We start from the raw sequence: 20,654 nt of genomic DNA on the forward strand, positions 1-20,654 counted from the left end.
ATTATATTTCATTAACAATTCTTCAATAACCGTTCCTGAAACCTTCTTCATCATAGTCTTTTGTGCTATTGATTCTGATAGAGATAGTTTTATATCTGTTAGCTTCTTTCCATCCATCATCTTTGAAGTTGAATCTAAAAGCACTCTAATATCATAACAAGAACCAAATACTTCTGGAACTCCACGATCCACATTAAGTAATGTATAAACAGCTTCCATTGCTGTCCTTACAGAATACTCTGTAGTGAATACTGTATCTCTTACTGTATCAGCAAACTGTCCTAAGAAGGCAAAGTTTACACAACCTTCTGGTACAACCTTAGGTCTGTCTCCTGCAGTTCTTGGCATAAAAAAAGCAGTAACATATGGCATCATGCATGGAACACAATTTGCTGACTGCTTAGCCATTTCTGCAATTTGATCTTCTGGTACACCTAAATGATATAGCCATTCCTGAGTAATTTCATAACCAGTACAGTTCTTCATTGGCTTCTTGATAAAGTCTCCTGGCACATCTGTAAATAATCCATATACCCATACAACTAATTGATTATCTTTTTGCTCCTTGAAATGAGGTTGTCTATTTAATGTATAACTCATTAACCAAGATGAATCCTTAACAGTTATTATACCTCCGGTAACAACCTTACCACTAAATGGATTACGCTTGCATATTTTTTCGATATATGGCGGAATCTTCTCATCTAAAGTTGTTATCGTCGCCGATTCCCAATTTGTCTCTTCTATATTAGTACAGAATTTATCAGGATTTCCAAAAGACTTATCCTGTGCTGCAATGTTTCTCCATAATCTCCAACATGCACCTTCCTTATTATTCAAAACTGCTGCATGATCATTATCACCATAAGTAGAATTTTCTACACAACTTCCATTAGTAACAAAAACAAGATCATCTTCAACTAAATCAATGCTTTCCTCTTTCCCATTATGAGTACATATTATTTTACTAGCTACTTTTTTACTACCTTCTTTTTTAAATAGCACATTTGTAACAGTAGTGTTATATTGAAAGTTTACCTCATGAGCTTCTAAATATTTTATCATTGGTAAAATCAATGATTCATATTGATTATATTTAGTGAATTTTAAAGCTTTAAAATCTGGTAATCCACCAATATGATGGATAAATCTTTGTATATATAACTTCATTTCTAACGCACTATGCCAATCCTCAAAGGCAAACATAGTCCTCCAATATAACCAGAAATTTGACTGAAAAAAGTCACTACTAAAAACATCTTTTATCTTTACATCATATAAATCCTCATCTTTAGTAAAGAATAAATGAACTATCTCCAATGCAGCTTTATCACTTAATCCAAACTTGCCATCAGTGTGAGCATCTTCACCTCTCTTGACAGTAGCTCTCATTAATGAATAATTTGGATCCTTCTTATTTAGCCAATAATATTCATCAAGCACTGAGGCCCCTTCTATTTCTAAAGAAGGTATTGATCTAAATAAATCCCATAAACACTCAAAATGATTTTCCATTTCACGTCCACCACGAATTATAAATCCTCTTTCATTATCTTTAATACCATCACAAGCACCACCTGGAAGATTTCCATCTTCTAAAATATGAATATGCTCACCTTTCATTTGGCCATCTCTAACTAAAAAACATGCAGCAGCTAGTGAAGCTAACCCTGCGCCAACTAAATATGCTGATTTTCTCTCTACATCTGCTGGTTTTTCTGGTCTAGCAAATGCTTCATAATTTCCATTGCTATAATACATATAATTGCCTCCCACTATTTATCTCAATAATTTATTTTCTTTATAAATTCATATTACTGATTATTAATATTCTTTAATATAGACAATATCTTTCCTCTGTCTAATATTTATCCACATTCATAAAAGTGTAAAAAAAATAGACAAATGCTAGCACTTGTCTATTTTAATCTTATTTCTTATATGAATATGTCTTGTCTGTTCTATACCTTTCCAACGCTTCTTCCATATTACCATATATAAGTTTATTAAGCCTTTCAATAATTTTATCTGACTCTTCTTTCATACCACTCTTAATCCAGTCTAAAACAATTCCAACAAAAGCATACTTATAAAAATCAGCAATAAAGGATTTATCCTTTTCTCTAACAGGAATGCCTTTTGCCTTTTCCTCTACTACACCAATTAATAATAAATATACTTCATTATATAAATATCTCTCTAAATATTCTCTGCTGACAGAATTAAAAGTAGTTAAGACAAATTCTTTATTATTCACAATATATTGAAATATTTGCTTAAATCCTTGTTGCCATGTTTCGTATGTCTTTTTTTCGCCTAAAGCTTTAGTGGCTTCATTAGTGTATACCCATTCCAGTAAATCATATATATCTTTAAAATGATAATAAAAAGTCTGACGGTTTACCCCACAATATTCTGTAATATCTATAATCCTTATCTTCTCCAATGGTTTTTTTGCTAACATCTTTTTCAACGAACTTGCAAAAGCCCTTTTAGTTATTTCTGACATATGTTAACCTCCCATCTTTAACCAGCTAAAATAGCTAATATTTTTTCCATAACTTTCTAAATAATTGTACCACAGATAAATGTAAATATTCCATAATATAAAATAAAGCTTAATATTCTAGTTTTTCATATATAAAAAGGGGCTGTCTCATAAATCATTTAAAAATAATTTATTAGACAGCCCCTTTTTTATCTTACATTGAATATAATATTTTTAATTCATCACATACAAATTGCACTTTTGTTCCAATGATAATTTGAATGCTCTTTTTACCTGGTTTTATTATACCTGAAGCCCCAGAGGATTTAACAAGCTTTTCGTTTATTTTATATTTATCTTTAATTTCTAAACGCAATCTTGTAACACAATTATCAATAGAAATAATATTTTCTTTTCCACCTAAACCTTCTAAGATAATTTCAGCCATTGGTGCCTTAAAACTTAATACCCAGTCTACAAATCCTACTCTTACAGGAAGTACTGTACATATTACAGCAGAAATTCCACTTAATACTGCATGTATAAAATATAGTCCTGGTGCTAAGAACATAAAGGCAAATTCTAACGGCTCAGTAACACCTGTAAAGAATGCCGAAATTGATCCTGCAAGTAATAATCCATATACTACTTTTTTCTTATTCTTATTTGCACAATGATACATTGCTAAAGCTCCTGCTGGTAACTTAACAGATTTAAATTTATTATAACAAGTAGCTCCAATAATCCCTGCTAAAATACCTGTAAACTGAGTCTGTATCTTACCAAAGGCTGGCTGGTACTTCAGATACATCTACACCTTTAAACATGGCAACAGCAGTAGTTGATAATAAAGTAGTCATCATCAACCATGAAACAAGACCTGCAAGACCTGCTGTCCCATCATTATCATCTGACATCCCAATACCTACACCTATAGCAAAAAGAATTCCCATATTGTCTATTAGAGCACTACCTGCCTTAATCATAAAAGCAGCTATTAAATTATTAGCTCCCCACCCTGCTGGATCTATCCAATATCCTATTCCCATAAGTATACTGGCAACTGGTAAACATGCTACTGGAAGCATTAATGATTTACCTAGCTTTTGCAAATATTTCATGATAATAATATTTCCCCTTTTTTCTTTTGATAAGATAAAAATTATCTTTCAGTATAAACTTCTTTCCCTTTGACAAATACCTTCTTTATTGTTATATTTTCATCAAATAACAATAAATCTGCATCATAACCTTCTTTTATAGAACCTTTATAACTATGAACATTACAGTGTTTTGCTGGATTATATGTAGCCATCTTTACTGCTTCATATAAAGGTATTCCGCAATTTTTATATACATTAGCAACAGCTTTATCAATGGTTAATACTGAACCAGCTAAGGCTCCATTTTTTAGTCTAGCAGCACCATTTATCACTTCAACATCTTGACCACCTAAAGAATAACAACCATCTCTCATGCAGCAAGCCATCATTGAGTCGCTTACTAACATTACTTTATCAGTGCTTTTAACTTTATAAGCTATCTTTAATGCTGGATATGAAATATGAATTCCATCAGCTATTGTTTCTGTTGTAATATCAGTATCAAATATTGCTCCTACGCATCCTGGCTCTCTATGGTTAAAACCTGTCATTGCATTATATAAATGCGTTGAATGGCTAATTCCCCAGTTGATTCCTTCTATTACTTCCTCATAAGTAGCTTTTGTGTGTCCTAAGGAGCAAACTATACCTTTAGATGTAGTATACTCTATAAGTTCCTTAGCTCCTTCAACTTCCGGTGCCAAGGTAAGTGATACAACAGCATCACTACATCCATCAACTACTTTTTCATATGATTCTATGGATGGCTTTAAAAGAAAATTAGGATTTTGAGCACCAATGGCTTTGGGACTGATAAATGGTCCTTCTAAATGTGCACCTAAAACATTTGCTCCCTCTGTTCCTTCTTCTTTTAGCTTCTTAATGACCTTCATGGCTTTATTAATATCTTCAATTGATACAGTCATTGTTGTTGGTAAAAAAGATGTAGTTCCATGCTCCACTATTACCTTTGCTATAGTATTGAGAGCTTCTACTGTACCATCCATAGTATCATATCCACCAGCACCATGTATATGTACATCTATAAATCCTGGAGAAAGATATAAACCTTTAGCATCTAAAACCTCTCCTTTAAAATCTTCTGTATTTATTTTTTCTATTTTACCATCTTTAATTAATATTGATCCTTCTTCAATTTTATCTTTATATATAATTTTACAATTTTTAATTATCATTAGTAAAACTCCTTTAGTTAACAATTATAAGTTTTCTAATGCTTCCTCTATTTCTTTATCTATTATAAGAGTTACATCAAAATGTAATTGTAACATAGTTGATGGATTATTTGTGGTTATTTTTCTAAAATACCAAACTTTCAAAAAAGAGTCATAATACAATAATGATACTTATTGCTCTTTTCTCACGCTTAACTAGTCTATTTAAATTAATACAGTAGCACCACTTACCAACTTTGAATAACCTACAGAGAATCATTTATGTAAACAAGGTTGTCTATAATGATGATATTTTTCATATGCTTAATAATTGTATCTATATCTTGAATAAGTAAATATATCTAAAAAAATGATACCTCACAAATTTTTTAAATCATTTATGAGGTATCACTCTTAATATTTATATTAAATTAAGCACTAATTATATTTTTCACTTCATTATAATATTTTTCAACCTTAGACAAAATTTCTTGTTCTTGTGCTAAATTAGCTACATGAGCTAACGATTCTTTAACACCTTTTTCAGAAATTAGGCTTTGAAGTTCTACACTTTGACTATCTTCTTCATTATTATAATTAAGAGCAGCTCCAACTCCTAATAATAGATTGTCTATGTCTAAATTAAAACTCTTTGCTGTCATTAGAGGTTTAATTAATCTGTCATTTTCATTTAATTTTCTTAAAGGCTCTCTTCCAACTCTAGCTACATCATCCTTTAAATATGGATTTTTAAATCTTCCAATTATCTTATCTATATATTTAAAATGCTCTTCTTTATCAAAATTATATTTAGCTATAAGTCCTTGTCCACTTTCTATCATGGCCTTTTTAACTAAATCGTGGATAACTTCATCTTTTATGCTTTCATCAACAGTATTATAACCTTTTAAATATCCAAAATAAGCTGTTATTGCATGTCCAGTATTTAATGTAAATAATTTTCTTTCTATATATGCCATTAAATTATCAGCTAAATTCATTCCATATATTTTAGGAATTTCACCTTTAAATGCTTTTTCTTCTACATTCCATTCATAGAAATTTTCCACAACTACATCTAATATATTTTCACTTTTAACTGGTGGTACTATTCTATCCACTGAGCAATTAGGGAAACCTACATATTCATTTAAATACGCTATCTCTTCTTCATTTAAATATTTTTTAACTTCTTCTTCTAATTGTGAACTTGCTTTTATTGCATTTTCACAAGCTACTATATTTAAATAACTAGTTACACCTGTTATCTTTCTTAACTTAATTCCATTAGCTATAGTTGATGCTATTCTTGGCAATACTACAGGACCTACAGCAGTTGTAATTATATCTGATGTTCTAATTTCTTCTAATATTTCATCACTTGTTGATATAACACCACTAATGTTTTCTACTTTTTCATCTTTACATTCAACATCCATTATATGAATTGTATAACATTTATCTTCATTAATCTTGCTTATTATCTCTTCGTTAACATCTGCAAATACTACATGATATCCTGATTTAGATAATAAAGCTCCTATAAATCCTCTTCCTATGTTTCCAGCTCCAAATTGAATCGCCCTTTTCATATTATTTCCCTCCATTTACTTTAATAATTTATACAATTAATTATTTATTAAATACTTTTAATATATCGTTTACATCATATGTCTTTCTTAACTTTTCTACTAAACCTTCATCTTCTAATGACATTGCTATATTAGATAATATAGTTAAATGTTCATCTCCAACACCTGCAATACCCACTACTAAGTAAGCTACTTCATCACCAAATTTAATTCCATTCGGATATTGAAGTACTGCTATTCCTGATTTCTTTACTTCTTTTTTAGCTTCTCCAACACCATGTGGTATAGCAACTCCCATCCCTATATATGTTGAAACTATTTCTTCTCTTTCAAGCATAGCTTGGATATATTCTTCTTTCACATAGCCTTCTTTTGCAAGTATTTCACCTACTCTCTTTATTGCCTCTTCCTTTGAAACACTTTCTAAACCTAAAACTATATTATTTTTATTTAATATTGAAGTTTCTTTTGCTTCTACAATTTCATTAGTTGCTGCTACTTCTTTTGCAACTTTAACATTTCCATTTGTTCTTGCTTGTAAACTATTAAATAATTCATCTAACTTTTTATCTTGTAAGAAGTTTTCTATAAATACATGTTCAGCTTGTGTTGAATTCTTCTTTGCTCTTTCAATTAACTTAACATGACTTACAACTAAATCAGCATCACTTGGTATAGTATCTACTGAAGAATTTGTAACTTCTATATTTAATCCTAATTTCTTTATTCTATTTCTAAATTTTGTAGCACCCATTGCACTTGATCCCATTCCAGCATCACATGCAAATACTATTTTATTTATAACATCTCTTTTAATTACATCAACATTACTTTCTAAGTTGCTCTCTTCTTTAGTTTCATCTTCCATATTATTTGCTACTTTTTTTACTAAAGGTGCTGCTACTAGGAATGAAACTGCTGTAGCTGCTAAAATTCCTAAAAGTACTCCTAACATTTCACCTTTTGGTGCTAAAGCTAATATTGCAAATATACTTCCTGGTGATGGTGTTGCAACTAAACCTACTTTAAATATTGAAAATACTAATATTCCTGCCGCACTACCTGCTATTGGTGCTAAAAGTAATAATGGATTCATTAATACATATGGGAAATAAATTTCGTGAATCCCACCTAAAGCATGAATTATTGCTGCTCCTGGTGCTGACTCTTTCATTGCACCTTTACTACACATCCAATATGCTAATAACACTCCAAGTCCTGGTCCTGGATTTGACTCTAATAAGAACATTATTGATTTACCCATATTTTGAGCTTGTTCGATTCCTATTGGTCCTATAATTCCATGATTGATTGCATTATTCAAGAATAAAACTTTTGCTGGTTCTATAAATATTGATACTAAAGGTAATAACCCTTTACTTATTATAAATTCTACTCCACCTTTTAATACCCCTGTCATCATAACAACAAATGGTCCTACTGCATAGAATCCCACTATTGCAAGTATCATACCTATTATTCCAACTGAAAAGTTATTAACTAACATTTCAAACCCTGCTGGTACTTTACCTTCAACTGCTTTATCAAACTTTTTAATAATATATCCACTTAATGGACCCATTATCATAGCACCTATAAACATTGGAATATCAGCTCCAACAATAACTCCCATTGTTGCTATTGAACCAATTACTCCACCACGAACTCCAGCTACTACTTTACCACCAGTGTATCCAACTAATATTGGTAAAAGATATTTTAACATTGGATCAACTAGTCCTGCTAATTTTTCATTTGGAAACCATCCACTAGCAATAAAAAATGCTGTAATAAATCCCCAAGCTATGAATGCTCCTATATTAGGCATTACCATACCACTAAGAAACTTTCCAAACTTCTGAATCTTTTCCTTCATATTTATTTTCCTCCTAAACTTGATAGCATATTTATCTATAAGCTGTATTTGAAATTTTAATCTATCGCTTACAAGTTTATTTTATTTTATATATACGTTTACATCAACAAATTGATAATTACAACTTGTCCTTAATATTAGTGACAAATTATTTTTTTAACAATACCTTATATTTTGTCACTAATAAAGCAATGTTTTTAGTTATAAATTAAATAAAAGGTTAAGCACATATAATAATTATGCTTAACCTTTTATTTATTATTTTATTATTCAACTGTAACAGATTTTGCTAAGTTTCTTGGTTTATCTATATCGCAACCTTTTTCACTTGCTACATAATAAGCCATTAATTGCAATTGAATCGCTCCTAAAATAGGTGCTATCATATTAGAAGTTCTAGAAATTCTTAATACTTTATCAAATACTGTTAAATCTAATTCTTCATCTTCATAAGCAATTGCAATTATTTCAGCTCCTCTAGATTTAACTTCTCTTATGTTGCTAATCATTTTATCTTTTAATTGACTTTGAGTTAATGCTGCTATAACCTTTGTTCCAGGTTCAATTAATGCAATTGTTCCATGTTTAAGTTCACCACCAGCATATGCTTCAGAATGAACATAAGATATTTCTTTAACTTTTAATGCACCTTCTATAACTAGTGCATAATCAGCTCCTCTACCTAAGTAGAATAAATCTGTTTCTTCCGCTAATATTTTACTTACTTCAGCAACTTGTGATTTCATTTCAAGCACCGCTTCAATTTTTTCAGGTAAACTTAATAAAGATTCTTTAAGTTCCTTTTCCACATCTTTATCTAAAATTCCTTTTAAGTCAGCAAAATACATTCCAAGTAAATTCATTACTACAACTTGAGTTGTATATGCTTTAGTAGATGCAACAGCAATTTCTGGTCCTGCCATAGTATAAATTACATTATCAGCTTCTCTTGAAATGCTGCTTCCAACAACGTTAGTTACTGCTAAAGTTTTAGCTCCTACTTTCTTAGCATCTCTTAAAACTGCTAAAGTATCAGCTGTTTCCCCAGATTGACTTAATGTAATTATTAAAGTTTTATTAGTTACTAATGGTTCTCTATATCTAAATTCTGAAGCTATTTCAACTTCAACTGGAATTTTAGCTAATTTTTCTATGGCTACTTTCCCCATTAATCCAGCATTATAAGCTGTACCACATGCTATTATATAAATTCTATCAATTTCATTTAATTCTTCTAAAGTTAAATTGAAATCTTCAAATTTAACTTTATCATTTAATAAAACTCTTCCTGTCATTGTATCTCTAATAGCCTTTGGTTGTTCATGAATTTCTTTTAACATAAATGAATCATATCCACCTTTTTCAGCTGCATCTTCATTCCATGTTACTTTATAAATTTCTTTTGATATTTTCTCTCCATTTAAATTAAATACTTCTGCACTATTTTTAGTTATAACAACAATTTCTTTATCTTCTAAAAGATAGATATCCCTTGTATAATTTAAAACAGCTGGAATATCTGAAGCTATAAATTTTTCATTATCTCCAAGCCCAACTATTAAAGGGCTATCTTTTCTTACTGCTACTATTTTATCTGGTTCATTACCACAAATTACTCCTAAAGCATAACTTCCCTCTAATCTTTCTATAGTTTTAGCTACTGCCTCAAATAAATCACCATTGTAATAGTAATGAATTAAATTTGGTATAACTTCTGTATCTGTAGCTGATTTAAACTCATATCCTTTATCTTTTAAGAATTTAGTTAATTCAGCATAATTTTCAATTATACCATTATGAACTACAGTTATATCTCCTTTTGAAGCTTGGTGAGGATGTGAATTAATATCTGATGGCTCACCGTGAGTGGCCCATCTAGTATGTCCAATTCCTATTGTTCCTTCAGCAGGATTATTTTCTAATTCTCTTGATAGATTAGCTAAACGTCCTTTGTGTTTAACTATTTCTACTTCACCATTATTAATTACAGCTATCCCTGCTGAATCATAACCTCTATACTCAAGCTTAGATAATCCTTCTATTAAAAAATCTGTTGCATTTTTATTTCCAACATATCCTACTATTCCACACATATTAAAAATCTCCCTTACATTTATAAAAATAATTTTACTTCTTCAAGACTCTGTTCTAACATAAATTTAATACAGAGGTATAATGTTCTCAGAAATCAAAAATCTTAAATGAAGGTTGTATACCCAATTGAATTTGTTCTAGAAATCACTTTCTAGTTTTGCCAATTTTTAACAGTAGCATACAAGTACTGTGGGGCATCCGCCGAAAATCTCGATATTCCCCAACCTCGTCAACTTAGTAAATGTTTTAATTTATTTACTAAGTTCTGGCGCTTTTATTATTTTTTTAAAATTTTTTCTTCTATAATTCTCACCAACTTATTTAAAATTTTATACCTCTCGTTTAAAATTATATCATATCAATAATATTTTTGCATTAATATTTTTATATCAAATAAACCATATAATTGTAAATAATCAAATAATTAATAAAAGGAGAATACAATATAATGAATTTATTGCCACTAGGCTCTATAGTAGTTTTAAAAAATGGTTATAAAAAACTTATGATTATTGGTAGAAAACAAATACAACAATCAGAAAATAAAATCTGGGATTACTTAGGTGTATTATATCCAGAAGGTTATTTAGGATTAGGATATACATTTTTATTTAATAATACTGATATACAGCAAGTTATTTTTAAAGGATATCTAGATTTAGAAGAAGATGCTTTTAAATTAGCTTTAAAAAATTTAAATAAGTAGATATAATAAACTTAGATAAGAAATATCTTTTATCTAAAAATTATAGCTTATTTTAGGAGATATTTAATGAAAAAAAATGCTTTAACATTAAGACAAAAGAAAATAATAGAAATTTTAACTAGTCCTAATAATACTGATTTTATAACAATTTCTAATATTGCAGAAAAATTAGGATTAAGCAATAGAACTGTATTAAGGGATATGCCTAATGTGGAGAAATGGCTTTATGAAAATGACTTTAATTTTATAAAAAAACCAGGAGTAGGTCTAATTATTGATGAAAGTTTAGAAAACAAAGAATTTATATTAGAATTACTAGAATTTGAAAATATAAAAAAAGAATACACTAAAGAAGAAAGAAAAAGAATAATATTAGGAGAATTAATACTTAATAAAACTCCATTAAAATCATATTATTTTACTTCAAATTTAAAAATATCTGAAGGAATTTTAAATAGCGATTTATATGAATTAGAAAATTGGTTAAATCAATTTAATATTAAAATTATAAAAAGACAAGGTGTTGGAATTTATTTAGAAGGTTCTGAAGAAAATTATAGAAAAGTATTATCAAATATTTTATATAGTGCTATAGGACAAAATAAAATTATAGATTTATTAGGTAATAATAATGAAATAGATAAAAATCTTAAGGATTTAACATTGGAAAATAAATTACTAGATTTTGTAGAGGAAGACTTAATAAAAGCTATTCAAAATGTACTAAATAATATAGAGAAAAAATATGAATTTAAGTTATCAGATAATTCCTACATAGGACTAATAATACATTTAACTTTAGTAATAAAGAGATTGCAAAATGGCGATACAATAATTATGGATAAAGATGTTTTATTAGAATTAGAAAATATGGATGAATTTAAAATAGCAAAAAAAATTGCTAATAATTTATCTAAAGAATTAGGTATAGAAATATCAAGAGATGAAATGGGATATATCACCATGCACATTAAAGGTGCAAAATTATCACTAAATAAAATTGAAGATAACATAGATTTAAATAATTTGGATATTAGAAAAATATCAAGTACTATTATTGCCAGTATAGAAAACGATTTCCAAATAGATATAATAGATAAAGATAAATTAAATAGAGATTTATCTAATCATTTAGTTCCTGCTATAAGTAGGTTAACCATGAATCTTAATATTAGAAATCCATTGCTTGATAGTATTAAAGAAAAATATTATGAAATTTTTAAAGCTTGTGAAAAAGCATGTGAAATACTAAAAAATATAGTTAATATCTCTAAGATATCAGAATCTGAAATTGCATACATAACATTACATTTTGCAGCTGCAATACAAAGAACTTTAGAACAAGAAAAAATAATAGCTGTAGTAGCATGTCCATCTGGCGTTGGGACATCTAGGCTTTTATCAAGTGATATACAAAGATCATTTAATAATATAATCATTAAAGATAGAATTTCTATTATTAATATAGACATTGATAGTTTAAAAAATCAAGGTATAGATTGTATAATTTCTACTGTAAAATTAGATATAGATTATAAATGTATATCAGTAAATCCATTGTTATCAGAAGATGATAAATTGAAACTAAAAAATTTTACAAAAGAAATATTGGATAACAAAATAAATATGGTATCTAAAAAAGCTGAAAAAAAAATATTTGGAAAAGAAGAAATACAATTAATATCTAATTTAGGTGATATTATTATTAATCTGTTATCAAATATAATTTTGAAAGAAGTGAAAACGGTTTTAGATATAAATGATTTAATTTATGTGTCCAGTAAATTATTTAGCGATAATGAAGAAGATAGAATAAACATAGAAAATAGATTATTACAACGTGAAAAATTAGGAACTACATATCTGAAAGGATATGACTTAATGCTTTTACATTGTAAAAGTGATGTAATTAAAGAATGTAAATTTGGAGTAATTCAACTAAAAGATGAATTACTAATAGATGGAAAAAAAATTAAATCTGCAATGCTTTCTTTATTACCAGAAAATGCAAAACAAATAGAATTAGAAGTTATGAGTGAAATAAGTTGTGAATTAATAGAAAATCTGTATTTTTCAGAAATAATAAAAACAGGAAGTATTCATGATATAAAAAGAGAAATTGAAAAAAAACTTACTTATTTTTATAAAAATAAAGTAAAATCAACTATTAAATAAAGAATAGGGATGTCGCATTATGCGACATCCCCAGATTCTTTCTTATATATTTTTTGCTTCAACTAACTTTATTTTCATTTCACATTTGCTTTTATTTATTACATATTTATACGCTGGAATAAGAAATGCATCAGCAAAAATCCAGGCTACTGGACTTGCTAAACATACTGCAACATAGCCAAAAATAGGAACTAAGATAAATCCACATAATGCTCTAGCAATCATTTCACACACTCCTGCTAATATAGCAAAAGTTGAATATCCCATTCCTTGGATAGTAAAACGTACTACATTTACTATGCATAAAGGAATATAAAAAGCTGCTATGATAATTAAATTTTCACTTACCTTTGCAAGTATTTCTATTTCATTTTCATTTACGAAAAGAAGGGCTAAGCTCTTGCCAAAAAAAACAGATATCATTAAAGCAACAATTGAATAAACTGAACCAATTATCATACTCTTCTTTATGCCTTCACTTATACGTTCTAATTTACCAGCACCAATATTTTGTCCTGTATATGTAGCCATTGTAGACCCTAATGCATCAAATGGACAACATAAAAACATAGAAATTTTTCCCGCTGCTGTTACTGCTGCTACAATTATAGATCCAAGACCATTTACTGCTGCTTGCAGTATGACGCTTCCTATAGCAGTAATAGAATACTGTAGCCCCATAGGTATTCCCATATAACATAATCTTCTTATACAATATCCATCAATCTTCAATTCATCACTTTCAAATTTTAGAACTGAATATTTTTTTCTCATATATATTAAACATAATATACCTGATACAGCTTGAGCTATAACTGTTGCCCAAGCAGCACCAGCTACTCCCATATGCATATAGATAATTAAAAATAAGTCTAAAATTATATTTATTATAGATGATATTATCAAAAAGAAAAGTGGCGTTTTACTATCACCTAGTGATCTTATAATTCCAGATAACAAGTTATATAAATAAGTTGCTGGTATACCTAGAAAAATCACATATATATAGCTATAAGCCCCTTGAATTATATCTTCTGGTGTTCTCATGGCTATTAAAATTTGTCTACAAAACACACAAACTATCAATGTCATGACTACTGAAAATACTATAGCTAAAAAACCACTATTAAAGACGTACTTACGTAGTTTTTTAAAATTTCCTGCTCCAAATTTTTGTGCCACCGGTATGGCAAACCCATTGCAAACACCCATACAAAAACCAATTATCATAAAATTTATTGACCCAGTAGACCCTACAGAAGCTAATGCACTTACCCCTAAATATTTACCTACAATAATTGTATCAACCATACTATAAAACTGTTGAAATAACATTCCTAATAATAATGGAATTGCAAAGCCTAAAATAATATTGAAAACATTTCCTTTGGTCATATCTCTCATTTCACTTTTTCTCATAACCCATAACCTCTCTCTTTATATTTTCCTTAATTTTTATTACTCCAAAGATATATTATTATATAATGTCTACAATTTCCATATATTTCACATAATTATTTTTTACAAAATTTTATTATATTTTCGTAAATTTCTTTTTACTCTTCCACCTCATAGTAGATAACCTTGTCATTAACTAGTGGTTCTAGTACTAAGCCTACAAATTGACTTTCACCATTAAGTTATTGAATATAGTAGTCACACATAAAAATCCAGATATACAATTATTTAAGTATATCTGGATTTATTAATTTTAATTATTTATTATTTTTTAGCCACATTATAGCACTATATGCATGTATAGCTGCTCCTGTAGGTAATATATCCTCATTGAAAACTACCTTTTCATTATGCATAGCTTCTCCATATAAACTATTTTCTTGCTTTGTACCAGCTCCTAACATAATATATACGCTTGGAACCTCATATGAATAAGAAGCAAAATCTTCTGAACCCATTCCACCTTGCTCAAATAAAACAACTGCTTTTTCTCCAACTATATCTTTCATATAACCAGTAAGTTCATGAGCTAATTCATCATTATTTGCTAATGGTGGTACAGATGATAACTCTATCAATTCTGCTTCTCCTCTAAGCATTTTAGCTGTAGAAGTAACTATTTCATTCATTCTATCAAAAATAAATTCCCCTACTTCTTTATCTAAACTTCTTATAGTTCCTTCCATAACAACTTCTTCCGGTATTACATTTGGTACATCTCCACCTACAAATTTACCTATTGTAACAACAGCTGATTCAGTAGCTGATATTTCTCTAGTTAAAATAGTTTGAATTGCTAAATAGATATGTGCAGCTATATTGATTGGATCTATTCCTGTTTCTGGCATAGCTCCATGACATCCTTTTCCTTTTACAACAATTCTAAATCTATTACACCCTGCAATACTAGTTCCTAAACCACATAATACAACATTTGAAGGTGTTCCTGAATGAACATGCATTGCTAAAGCTGCATCAACTTTAGGATTTTCAAGTACCCCTGCCTTTATCATTTTCTTAGAACCAGTAAATCCTTCTTCATCAGGTTGAAAAACTAATTTAATAGTTCCTTCTATCTCATCTTGATTTTCTTTAAGTAATCTTGCTGCTCCTAATAACATTGCTGTATGCATATCATGTCCACATGCATGCATGCATCCATTAGTAGACTTAAAGTCACATGAAGTTTTTTCAGCTATAGGAAGTGCATCCATATCTGCTCTTAATAAAAAAGTTTTTCCTGGTTTGTTTCCTTTAATTGTAGCTACTATTCCACTTTCACAAATTTCTTCAGGAGAATATCCAAATTCAACTAATTTATCCATAACATATTTTTTAGTTTTTGGTAACTCTTGACCTACCTCTGGATTACTGTGAATTACTCTTCTATAGCTTATAATTTCTTCTTTTATAAGTTTTGCTTGTTCTATAAATTTTTTCATATGTTTACCTCTTTATTTTTATTTTATAAACTTAATATTATACTTTTTATTTTCAAAGTCAATTAAATAATTGTAAACAAAAAAGAAATTTATTTTTAATAATTTTTTTAAAATCTAGACCCTACTCTTTTAATTTAAAATTAATCAAAAATATATATTTGAGGGTCTTTTTTAAGTATCATTATGATAAAATTTATCACAATAAAAATTTGCTTCAATAATTAAATTTTAGGTAATTTAATTTTGATATATTATATTTAATTTATCTAAATACTCAAACCTTTTAATTTCTTTACCATCTAAATCCTCTTTATTCATATCAACTGCACTAACTCCATTATTGTTATATGTAGAATAATAATAAATGCCTTTTTGTTGACACATACAAGAAGAATATAAAGTAATATCATCTGATCCTTCACTAATTACAGCACCTCTAGGCATTGCTACATTATTTAACATATGAAAAAATTGACTTATTCCTGATAATAAATCTTCTGATACTGGAAATTTTGATTTTAAATATGCTATTCTTACAAATCTATCAACTCCAGAAAGTCCTCCTGGTAACCCTTTTGTACCCATCCCTACCCCTAAAGGTCTTAATTCTTTATTGCCCCATTTCACATTTTCTGGTTGAACAGGTGTGGTTTTCATATATTCATTTAAATTAGTTAAATGCCAACCAAATGTTGGTGAATTAGTTAAAACTCCAATTGGATTATCATAAGTTTTAAATCCTTCTTTTGTTTTTTCTATAACTATAGATTTTCCATTAGTATCTGAAACTATCCAATGAAGTGTTGGAAGAGGTGTTTTTTCATTAATTGGTATTGCCACTAATTCTATATTTTTAATTTCATTTAAAACCTCATCTACTGTTTGAAAATTTGATAGTATCCATAAAATTAAATCATATGGTGCTATATTTTTCTTTCCATGAACTTCATTTTCTTCTGCGTGAAAATATCCTGGAAAATTAAGTCCTGCACACCCTAATCCTTTTTCATTAAATGCATCTGCAAAAGCTGGATAATCATCTATAACACTGGCCATACCCAATATTGCATATTTATTTTTTCTTATCTCTCCAGTAACTCTATCTCTATACTCATAATTTCTAGGAACTAATGTTACTGCTTGATTAAATGAATATGCCAAATCCATATTTCTACCAAATAAATTATAACCATCTTTAGTTGATAACGTTAACGCTGTACACATTTTTATCTCCTCCAAAGTAAATTTTATCTTAAATTAAAAAATCTATAAATCTATCCTAATTTCTTAAAATAATTTTTCTATTATTATTTTTTAATTATCAGATAAACTTAGTATTCTCTACTAAGACATTATTCATTCATTTATTATTAAGATAAAACAAACCCATGAAAATCAAAAGTTTGCTTTTCATGGGTTTATATGTTGCATGATATTATTTATCGTGATAAATACCCTCTATATTCACTTGTATAAAGAAGCTTTTTAGCATTTTCTACCCTCTCTTTAGTAGGTGGTTTTACATTAATTAAAGGATAAGCAATACCAAGTTTCTCCCATTTAAAAATTCCAAGGTCATGATAAGGAATTACTTCTACACGATCTACATTGCTTAAAGTCTTGATAAATTCATTAAGTCTTATCAATTCTTCATCATTATCACTTCCACCTGGTACCAATACATGACGAATCCATACTGGTTTGTTAATTTCTGATAAATACTTAGCCATATCAAGAATATTTAAATTACTCCATCCTGTAAGTTTTTTATGCTTAGATTCATCTATTTCTTTAATATCCAAAATTACAAGATCAGTTACATTCATAAGCTCCTTAAACTTGCTAAAGAAAGGCTCTTCTCTTGTAAATGGATTTCCAGACGTATCTAATGTTACGTGAACACCTTTAGCCTTAGCCTTTTTAAAAAATTCATTTAAGAAATCTATTTGGATAAGTGGCTCACCACCACTCACTGTAATGCCTCCTCCACTTTTCCAATAAGTTTTATATTTTAAAGCTTGAGTCAAAAGCTCATCAGCAGTTCTTTCCTCACCACCATTAATATCCCAAGTATCAGGATTGTGACAAAACTTGCATCTCATATGACAGCCATTAAAAAAAACAACAAAACGCACTCCAGGTCCATCAACAGATCCAAAAGTTTCTATTGAATGAATTTTTGCTATATTTTTATTCAAATTAAATTTCTGCATGGCATGTTCTAGAAATAACATCAAGTTGTTGTTCTCTTGTTAAATCTATAAATTTAACTGCATAACCTGATACACGAATGGTAAAGTTAGCATATTCTTCTTTTTCAGGATGTTCCATAGCATCTTTTAATTTTTCAACACCAAATACGTTAACATTTAAATGATGTGATCCTTGTTCAAAATATCCATCTAATACTTGTACAAGTTTATCAGCTTGTTCTTCTTTATCATGACCAAGTGCTGTTGGGTTAATTGTTTGTGTATTTGAAATACCATCTAAAGCCCATTCATATGGTAATTTAGCTACAGAATTTAATGAAGCAAGCAATCCATTATTTTCTGCTCCATAAGATGGACTTGCTCCTGGTGAAAGTGGAGTCCAAGCTTCACGTCCATCTGGCATATTACCTGTATATTTACCATATACTACATTAGATGTTATAGTAAGAATTGATGTTGTTGGTTCAGAATTTCTGTATGTGTGTCTCTTCTTGATTTTGTCAAGGAATGACTTAAGAACATATACACCTATTTCATCAGCTCTGTCATCATCATTACCGTATTTAGGGAAGTCCCCTTCAATTTCATAATCTGTAACAATGCCTGCTTCATTACGTATTGTCTTAACTTTAGCATACTTAATTGCCGAAAGAGAATCTATTACATGTGAGAATCCTGCAATACCTGTGGCAAATGTACGTCTTACATCTGTATCAATAAGAGCCATTTCTGCTGCTTCATAATAATATTTATCATGCATATATTGAATTAAATTTAGAACATTTACATAAAGACCTGCAAGCCAATCACTCATTTGTTCATATTTTGCAATAACTTCATCATAATTAAGATATTCAGAAGTTATTCCCTTATATTCTGGTCCAACTTGTTTACCTGATTTTTCATCAATACCACCATTTATTGCATAAAGTAAACATTTAGCTAAATTAGCTCTAGCTCCAAAAAACTGCATTTCCTTCCCTGTTTGAGTAGCTGATACACAACAACAAATTGAATAATCATCTCCCCATACTGGTTTCATAACATCATCATTTTCATATTGAATAGAACTTGTTTCTACTGAAATCTTAGCTGCATACTTCTTAAAATTTTCAGGAAGTGCAGAAGAATAAAATACAGTAATATTTGGCTCTGGTGCAGGTCCCATATTTTCTAATGTGTGAAGGAAACGATAGTCATTCTTTGTTACCATATGGCGTCCATCAACACCTATACCTGCTAATCCAATAGTAACCCATGAAGGATCGCCTGAAAATAATTCATTATAAGATGTTATTCTTGCATATTTAACCATTCTACATTTCATTGTTAAATGGTCAATTAATTCTTGAGCTTCTCTTTCTGTAATAACTCCCTTATCTAAATCTCTTTGAATATATATATCAAGAAATGTAGATACACGCCCTATTGACATAGCTGCACCATTTTGAGTTTTTATTGCAGCTAAGTATCCAAAATATAACCATTGAACTGCTTCCTTAGCATCTTTTGCTGGTTGTGATATATCATATCCATAGCTTTCAGCCATTTTTTTCATATTTTCAAGTGCTCTACGTTGTTCTGTAATTTCTTCTCTTAAACGAATAATATCATCTGTCATAGTACCATCGCCACAATTATTAAAATCGTTAGTTTTTTCTTCTATAAGATGATCTATACCATAAAGAGCAACTCTTCTGTAATCTCCAACAATACGTCCACGCCCATAAGTATCAGGAAGTCCTGTAATTATATGACTATGACGTGCTTTTTTCATTTCTGGTGTATAAGCATCAAATACTGCTTGATTATGAGTTTTATGATATTCAGTAAAAATTTTGTGTAATTCTGTATTTACTTTATATCCATAATTTTCACAGGATTGTTCAGCCATTTTTATACCGCCATATGGCATAAAAGCTCTTTTTAAAGGCTTGTCTGTTTGAAGACCAACAATTTTTTCAAGTTCTTTTAAAGATTCATCAATATACCCTGGACCATAAGATGTAAGGCTAGAAACTACTTCAGTTTCCATATCAAGTACTCCACCCTTAGCTCTTTCTTCCTTTTGTAGTTCTTGTAATCTGCTCCAAAGTTTGTTTGTAGCATCTGTCGGAGCTGCAAGAAAACTTTCATCACCATCATATGGTTTATAATTTTTTTGAATGAAATCTCTTACATTGATTTCTTCTTTCCATAATCGCCCTTCAAAGCCTTCCCATTGTTCTTTTTCTAACATTTTCATTCCTCCACAAATTATTAACATATTCAAATTTGAAAACTATACTCAAGAAAAATATTATCTTATTTTATCATTTATGTCAATATTTTC

At 29.1% G+C, this 20,654-nt stretch carries 13 protein-coding genes and 1 pseudogene; 2 read left to right on the top strand and 12 right to left on the bottom strand.

Going from position 1 to position 20,654, the window contains the following annotated elements; translation table 11 throughout:
* The 7 genes and pseudogenes from Q5O29_RS05075 to glmS all read right to left on the bottom strand — a co-directional run.
* Positions 1–1,761, bottom strand: a 1,761-nt coding sequence (locus tag Q5O29_RS05075; protein ID WP_302631761.1) for an oleate hydratase, incomplete at its 3' end; no start/stop codon positions are given.
* A gap of 169 nt (positions 1,762–1,930) precedes the next feature.
* Positions 1,931–2,509, bottom strand: a complete 579-nt coding sequence (locus Q5O29_RS05080) for a TetR/AcrR family transcriptional regulator (protein WP_022211910.1) — start codon at positions 2,507–2,509, stop codon at positions 1,931–1,933.
* Positions 2,510–2,702: 193 nt separating this feature from the next.
* Positions 2,703–3,612, bottom strand: a pseudogene (locus tag Q5O29_RS05085) (PTS transporter subunit EIIC).
* Positions 3,613–3,650: 38 nt separating this feature from the next.
* Complete coding sequence (gene nagA / locus Q5O29_RS05090; RefSeq protein ID WP_022211913.1) at positions 3,651–4,787, bottom strand: N-acetylglucosamine-6-phosphate deacetylase; 1,137 nt, start codon at positions 4,785–4,787, stop codon at positions 3,651–3,653.
* A 410-nt stretch (positions 4,788–5,197) separates the two neighbouring features.
* Entirely contained in the window at positions 5,198–6,358 is a 1,161-nt protein-coding gene (locus Q5O29_RS05095) for a mannitol-1-phosphate 5-dehydrogenase (RefSeq protein WP_022211914.1), read from the bottom strand.
* A gap of 40 nt (positions 6,359–6,398) precedes the next feature.
* Complete coding sequence (locus Q5O29_RS05100) at positions 6,399–8,234, bottom strand: PTS mannitol transporter subunit IICBA (RefSeq protein WP_022211915.1); 1,836 nt, start codon at positions 8,232–8,234, stop codon at positions 6,399–6,401.
* 266 nt (positions 8,235–8,500) lie between these two features.
* Positions 8,501–10,327 (bottom strand): glutamine--fructose-6-phosphate transaminase (isomerizing), encoded by a 1,827-nt coding sequence (gene glmS, locus Q5O29_RS05105; RefSeq protein WP_022211916.1) that lies wholly within the window; start codon positions 10,325–10,327, stop codon positions 8,501–8,503.
* 449 nt (positions 10,328–10,776) lie between these two features.
* Between glmS and Q5O29_RS05110 the strand changes: the two genes are divergently transcribed.
* Positions 10,777–11,034: a DUF4176 domain-containing protein gene (locus Q5O29_RS05110; RefSeq protein ID WP_022211917.1), complete on the top strand. Its 258-nt coding sequence runs from the start codon at positions 10,777–10,779 to the stop codon at positions 11,032–11,034.
* Between the two features lie 66 nt (positions 11,035–11,100).
* Positions 11,101–13,209, top strand: a complete 2,109-nt coding sequence (locus Q5O29_RS05115; protein ID WP_022211918.1) for a BglG family transcription antiterminator — start codon at positions 11,101–11,103, stop codon at positions 13,207–13,209.
* 42 nt (positions 13,210–13,251) lie between these two features.
* On the opposite strand, the gene Q5O29_RS05120 is transcribed toward Q5O29_RS05115, so the two are convergent.
* From Q5O29_RS05120 to pflB, 5 genes are all read right to left on the bottom strand, one after another.
* On the bottom strand, positions 13,252–14,628 hold the full coding sequence (locus Q5O29_RS05120) for an MATE family efflux transporter (protein ID WP_022211919.1): 1,377 nt from the start codon (positions 14,626–14,628) through the stop codon (positions 13,252–13,254).
* A 296-nt stretch (positions 14,629–14,924) separates the two neighbouring features.
* A complete protein-coding gene (locus Q5O29_RS05125) occupies positions 14,925–16,109 on the bottom strand; it encodes a M20 family metallopeptidase (RefSeq protein ID WP_022211920.1) in 1,185 nt (394 codons plus the stop codon).
* Positions 16,110–16,346: 237 nt separating this feature from the next.
* Positions 16,347–17,333 (bottom strand): choloylglycine hydrolase, encoded by a 987-nt coding sequence (gene bsh / locus Q5O29_RS05130; RefSeq protein ID WP_022211921.1) that lies wholly within the window; start codon positions 17,331–17,333, stop codon positions 16,347–16,349.
* A gap of 215 nt (positions 17,334–17,548) precedes the next feature.
* Positions 17,549–18,343: a pyruvate formate-lyase-activating protein gene (gene pflA / locus Q5O29_RS05135; RefSeq protein WP_022211922.1), complete on the bottom strand. Its 795-nt coding sequence runs from the start codon at positions 18,341–18,343 to the stop codon at positions 17,549–17,551.
* Positions 18,309–20,561 carry a formate C-acetyltransferase gene (gene pflB, locus Q5O29_RS05140; protein ID WP_022211923.1) on the bottom strand — a complete coding sequence of 751 codons (2,253 nt, stop codon included), beginning with the start codon at positions 20,559–20,561 and terminating at the stop codon, positions 18,309–18,311. The genes pflA and pflB overlap by 35 nt, the downstream gene beginning before the upstream one ends.
* Positions 20,562–20,654 lie beyond the last annotated feature (93 nt).

The organism is Clostridium sp. CAG:265, assembly GCF_000436575.1.
In the GTDB taxonomy this organism is placed as follows: domain Bacteria; phylum Bacillota; class Clostridia; order Clostridiales; family Clostridiaceae; genus Clostridium; species Clostridium lentum.

Bases quoted from the DNA above. Each gene is read 5' to 3' on its own strand.
- Q5O29_RS05080 (WP_022211910.1), bottom strand. From the start codon at position 2,509: ATGTCAGAAATAACTAAAAGGGCTTTTGCAAGTTCGTTGAAAAAGATG.
- nagA (WP_022211913.1), bottom strand. From the start codon at position 4,787: ATGATAATTAAAAATTGTAAAATTATATATAAAGATAAAATTGAAGAA.
- Q5O29_RS05095 (WP_022211914.1), bottom strand. From the start codon at position 6,358: ATGAAAAGGGCGATTCAATTTGGAGCTGGAAACATAGGAAGAGGATTT.
- Q5O29_RS05100 (WP_022211915.1), bottom strand. From the start codon at position 8,234: ATGAAGGAAAAGATTCAGAAGTTTGGAAAGTTTCTTAGTGGTATGGTA.
- glmS (WP_022211916.1), bottom strand. From the start codon at position 10,327: ATGTGTGGAATAGTAGGATATGTTGGAAATAAAAATGCAACAGATTTT.
- Q5O29_RS05110 (WP_022211917.1), top strand. From the start codon at position 10,777: ATGAATTTATTGCCACTAGGCTCTATAGTAGTTTTAAAAAATGGTTAT.
- Q5O29_RS05115 (WP_022211918.1), top strand. From the start codon at position 11,101: ATGAAAAAAAATGCTTTAACATTAAGACAAAAGAAAATAATAGAAATT.
- Q5O29_RS05120 (WP_022211919.1), bottom strand. From the start codon at position 14,628: ATGAGAAAAAGTGAAATGAGAGATATGACCAAAGGAAATGTTTTCAAT.
- Q5O29_RS05125 (WP_022211920.1), bottom strand. From the start codon at position 16,109: ATGAAAAAATTTATAGAACAAGCAAAACTTATAAAAGAAGAAATTATA.
- bsh (WP_022211921.1), bottom strand. From the start codon at position 17,333: ATGTGTACAGCGTTAACGTTATCAACTAAAGATGGTTATAATTTATTT.
- pflA (WP_022211922.1), bottom strand. From the start codon at position 18,343: ATGTTATTTCTAGAACATGCCATGCAGAAATTTAATTTGAATAAAAAT.
- pflB (WP_022211923.1), bottom strand. From the start codon at position 20,561: ATGTTAGAAAAAGAACAATGGGAAGGCTTTGAAGGGCGATTATGGAAA.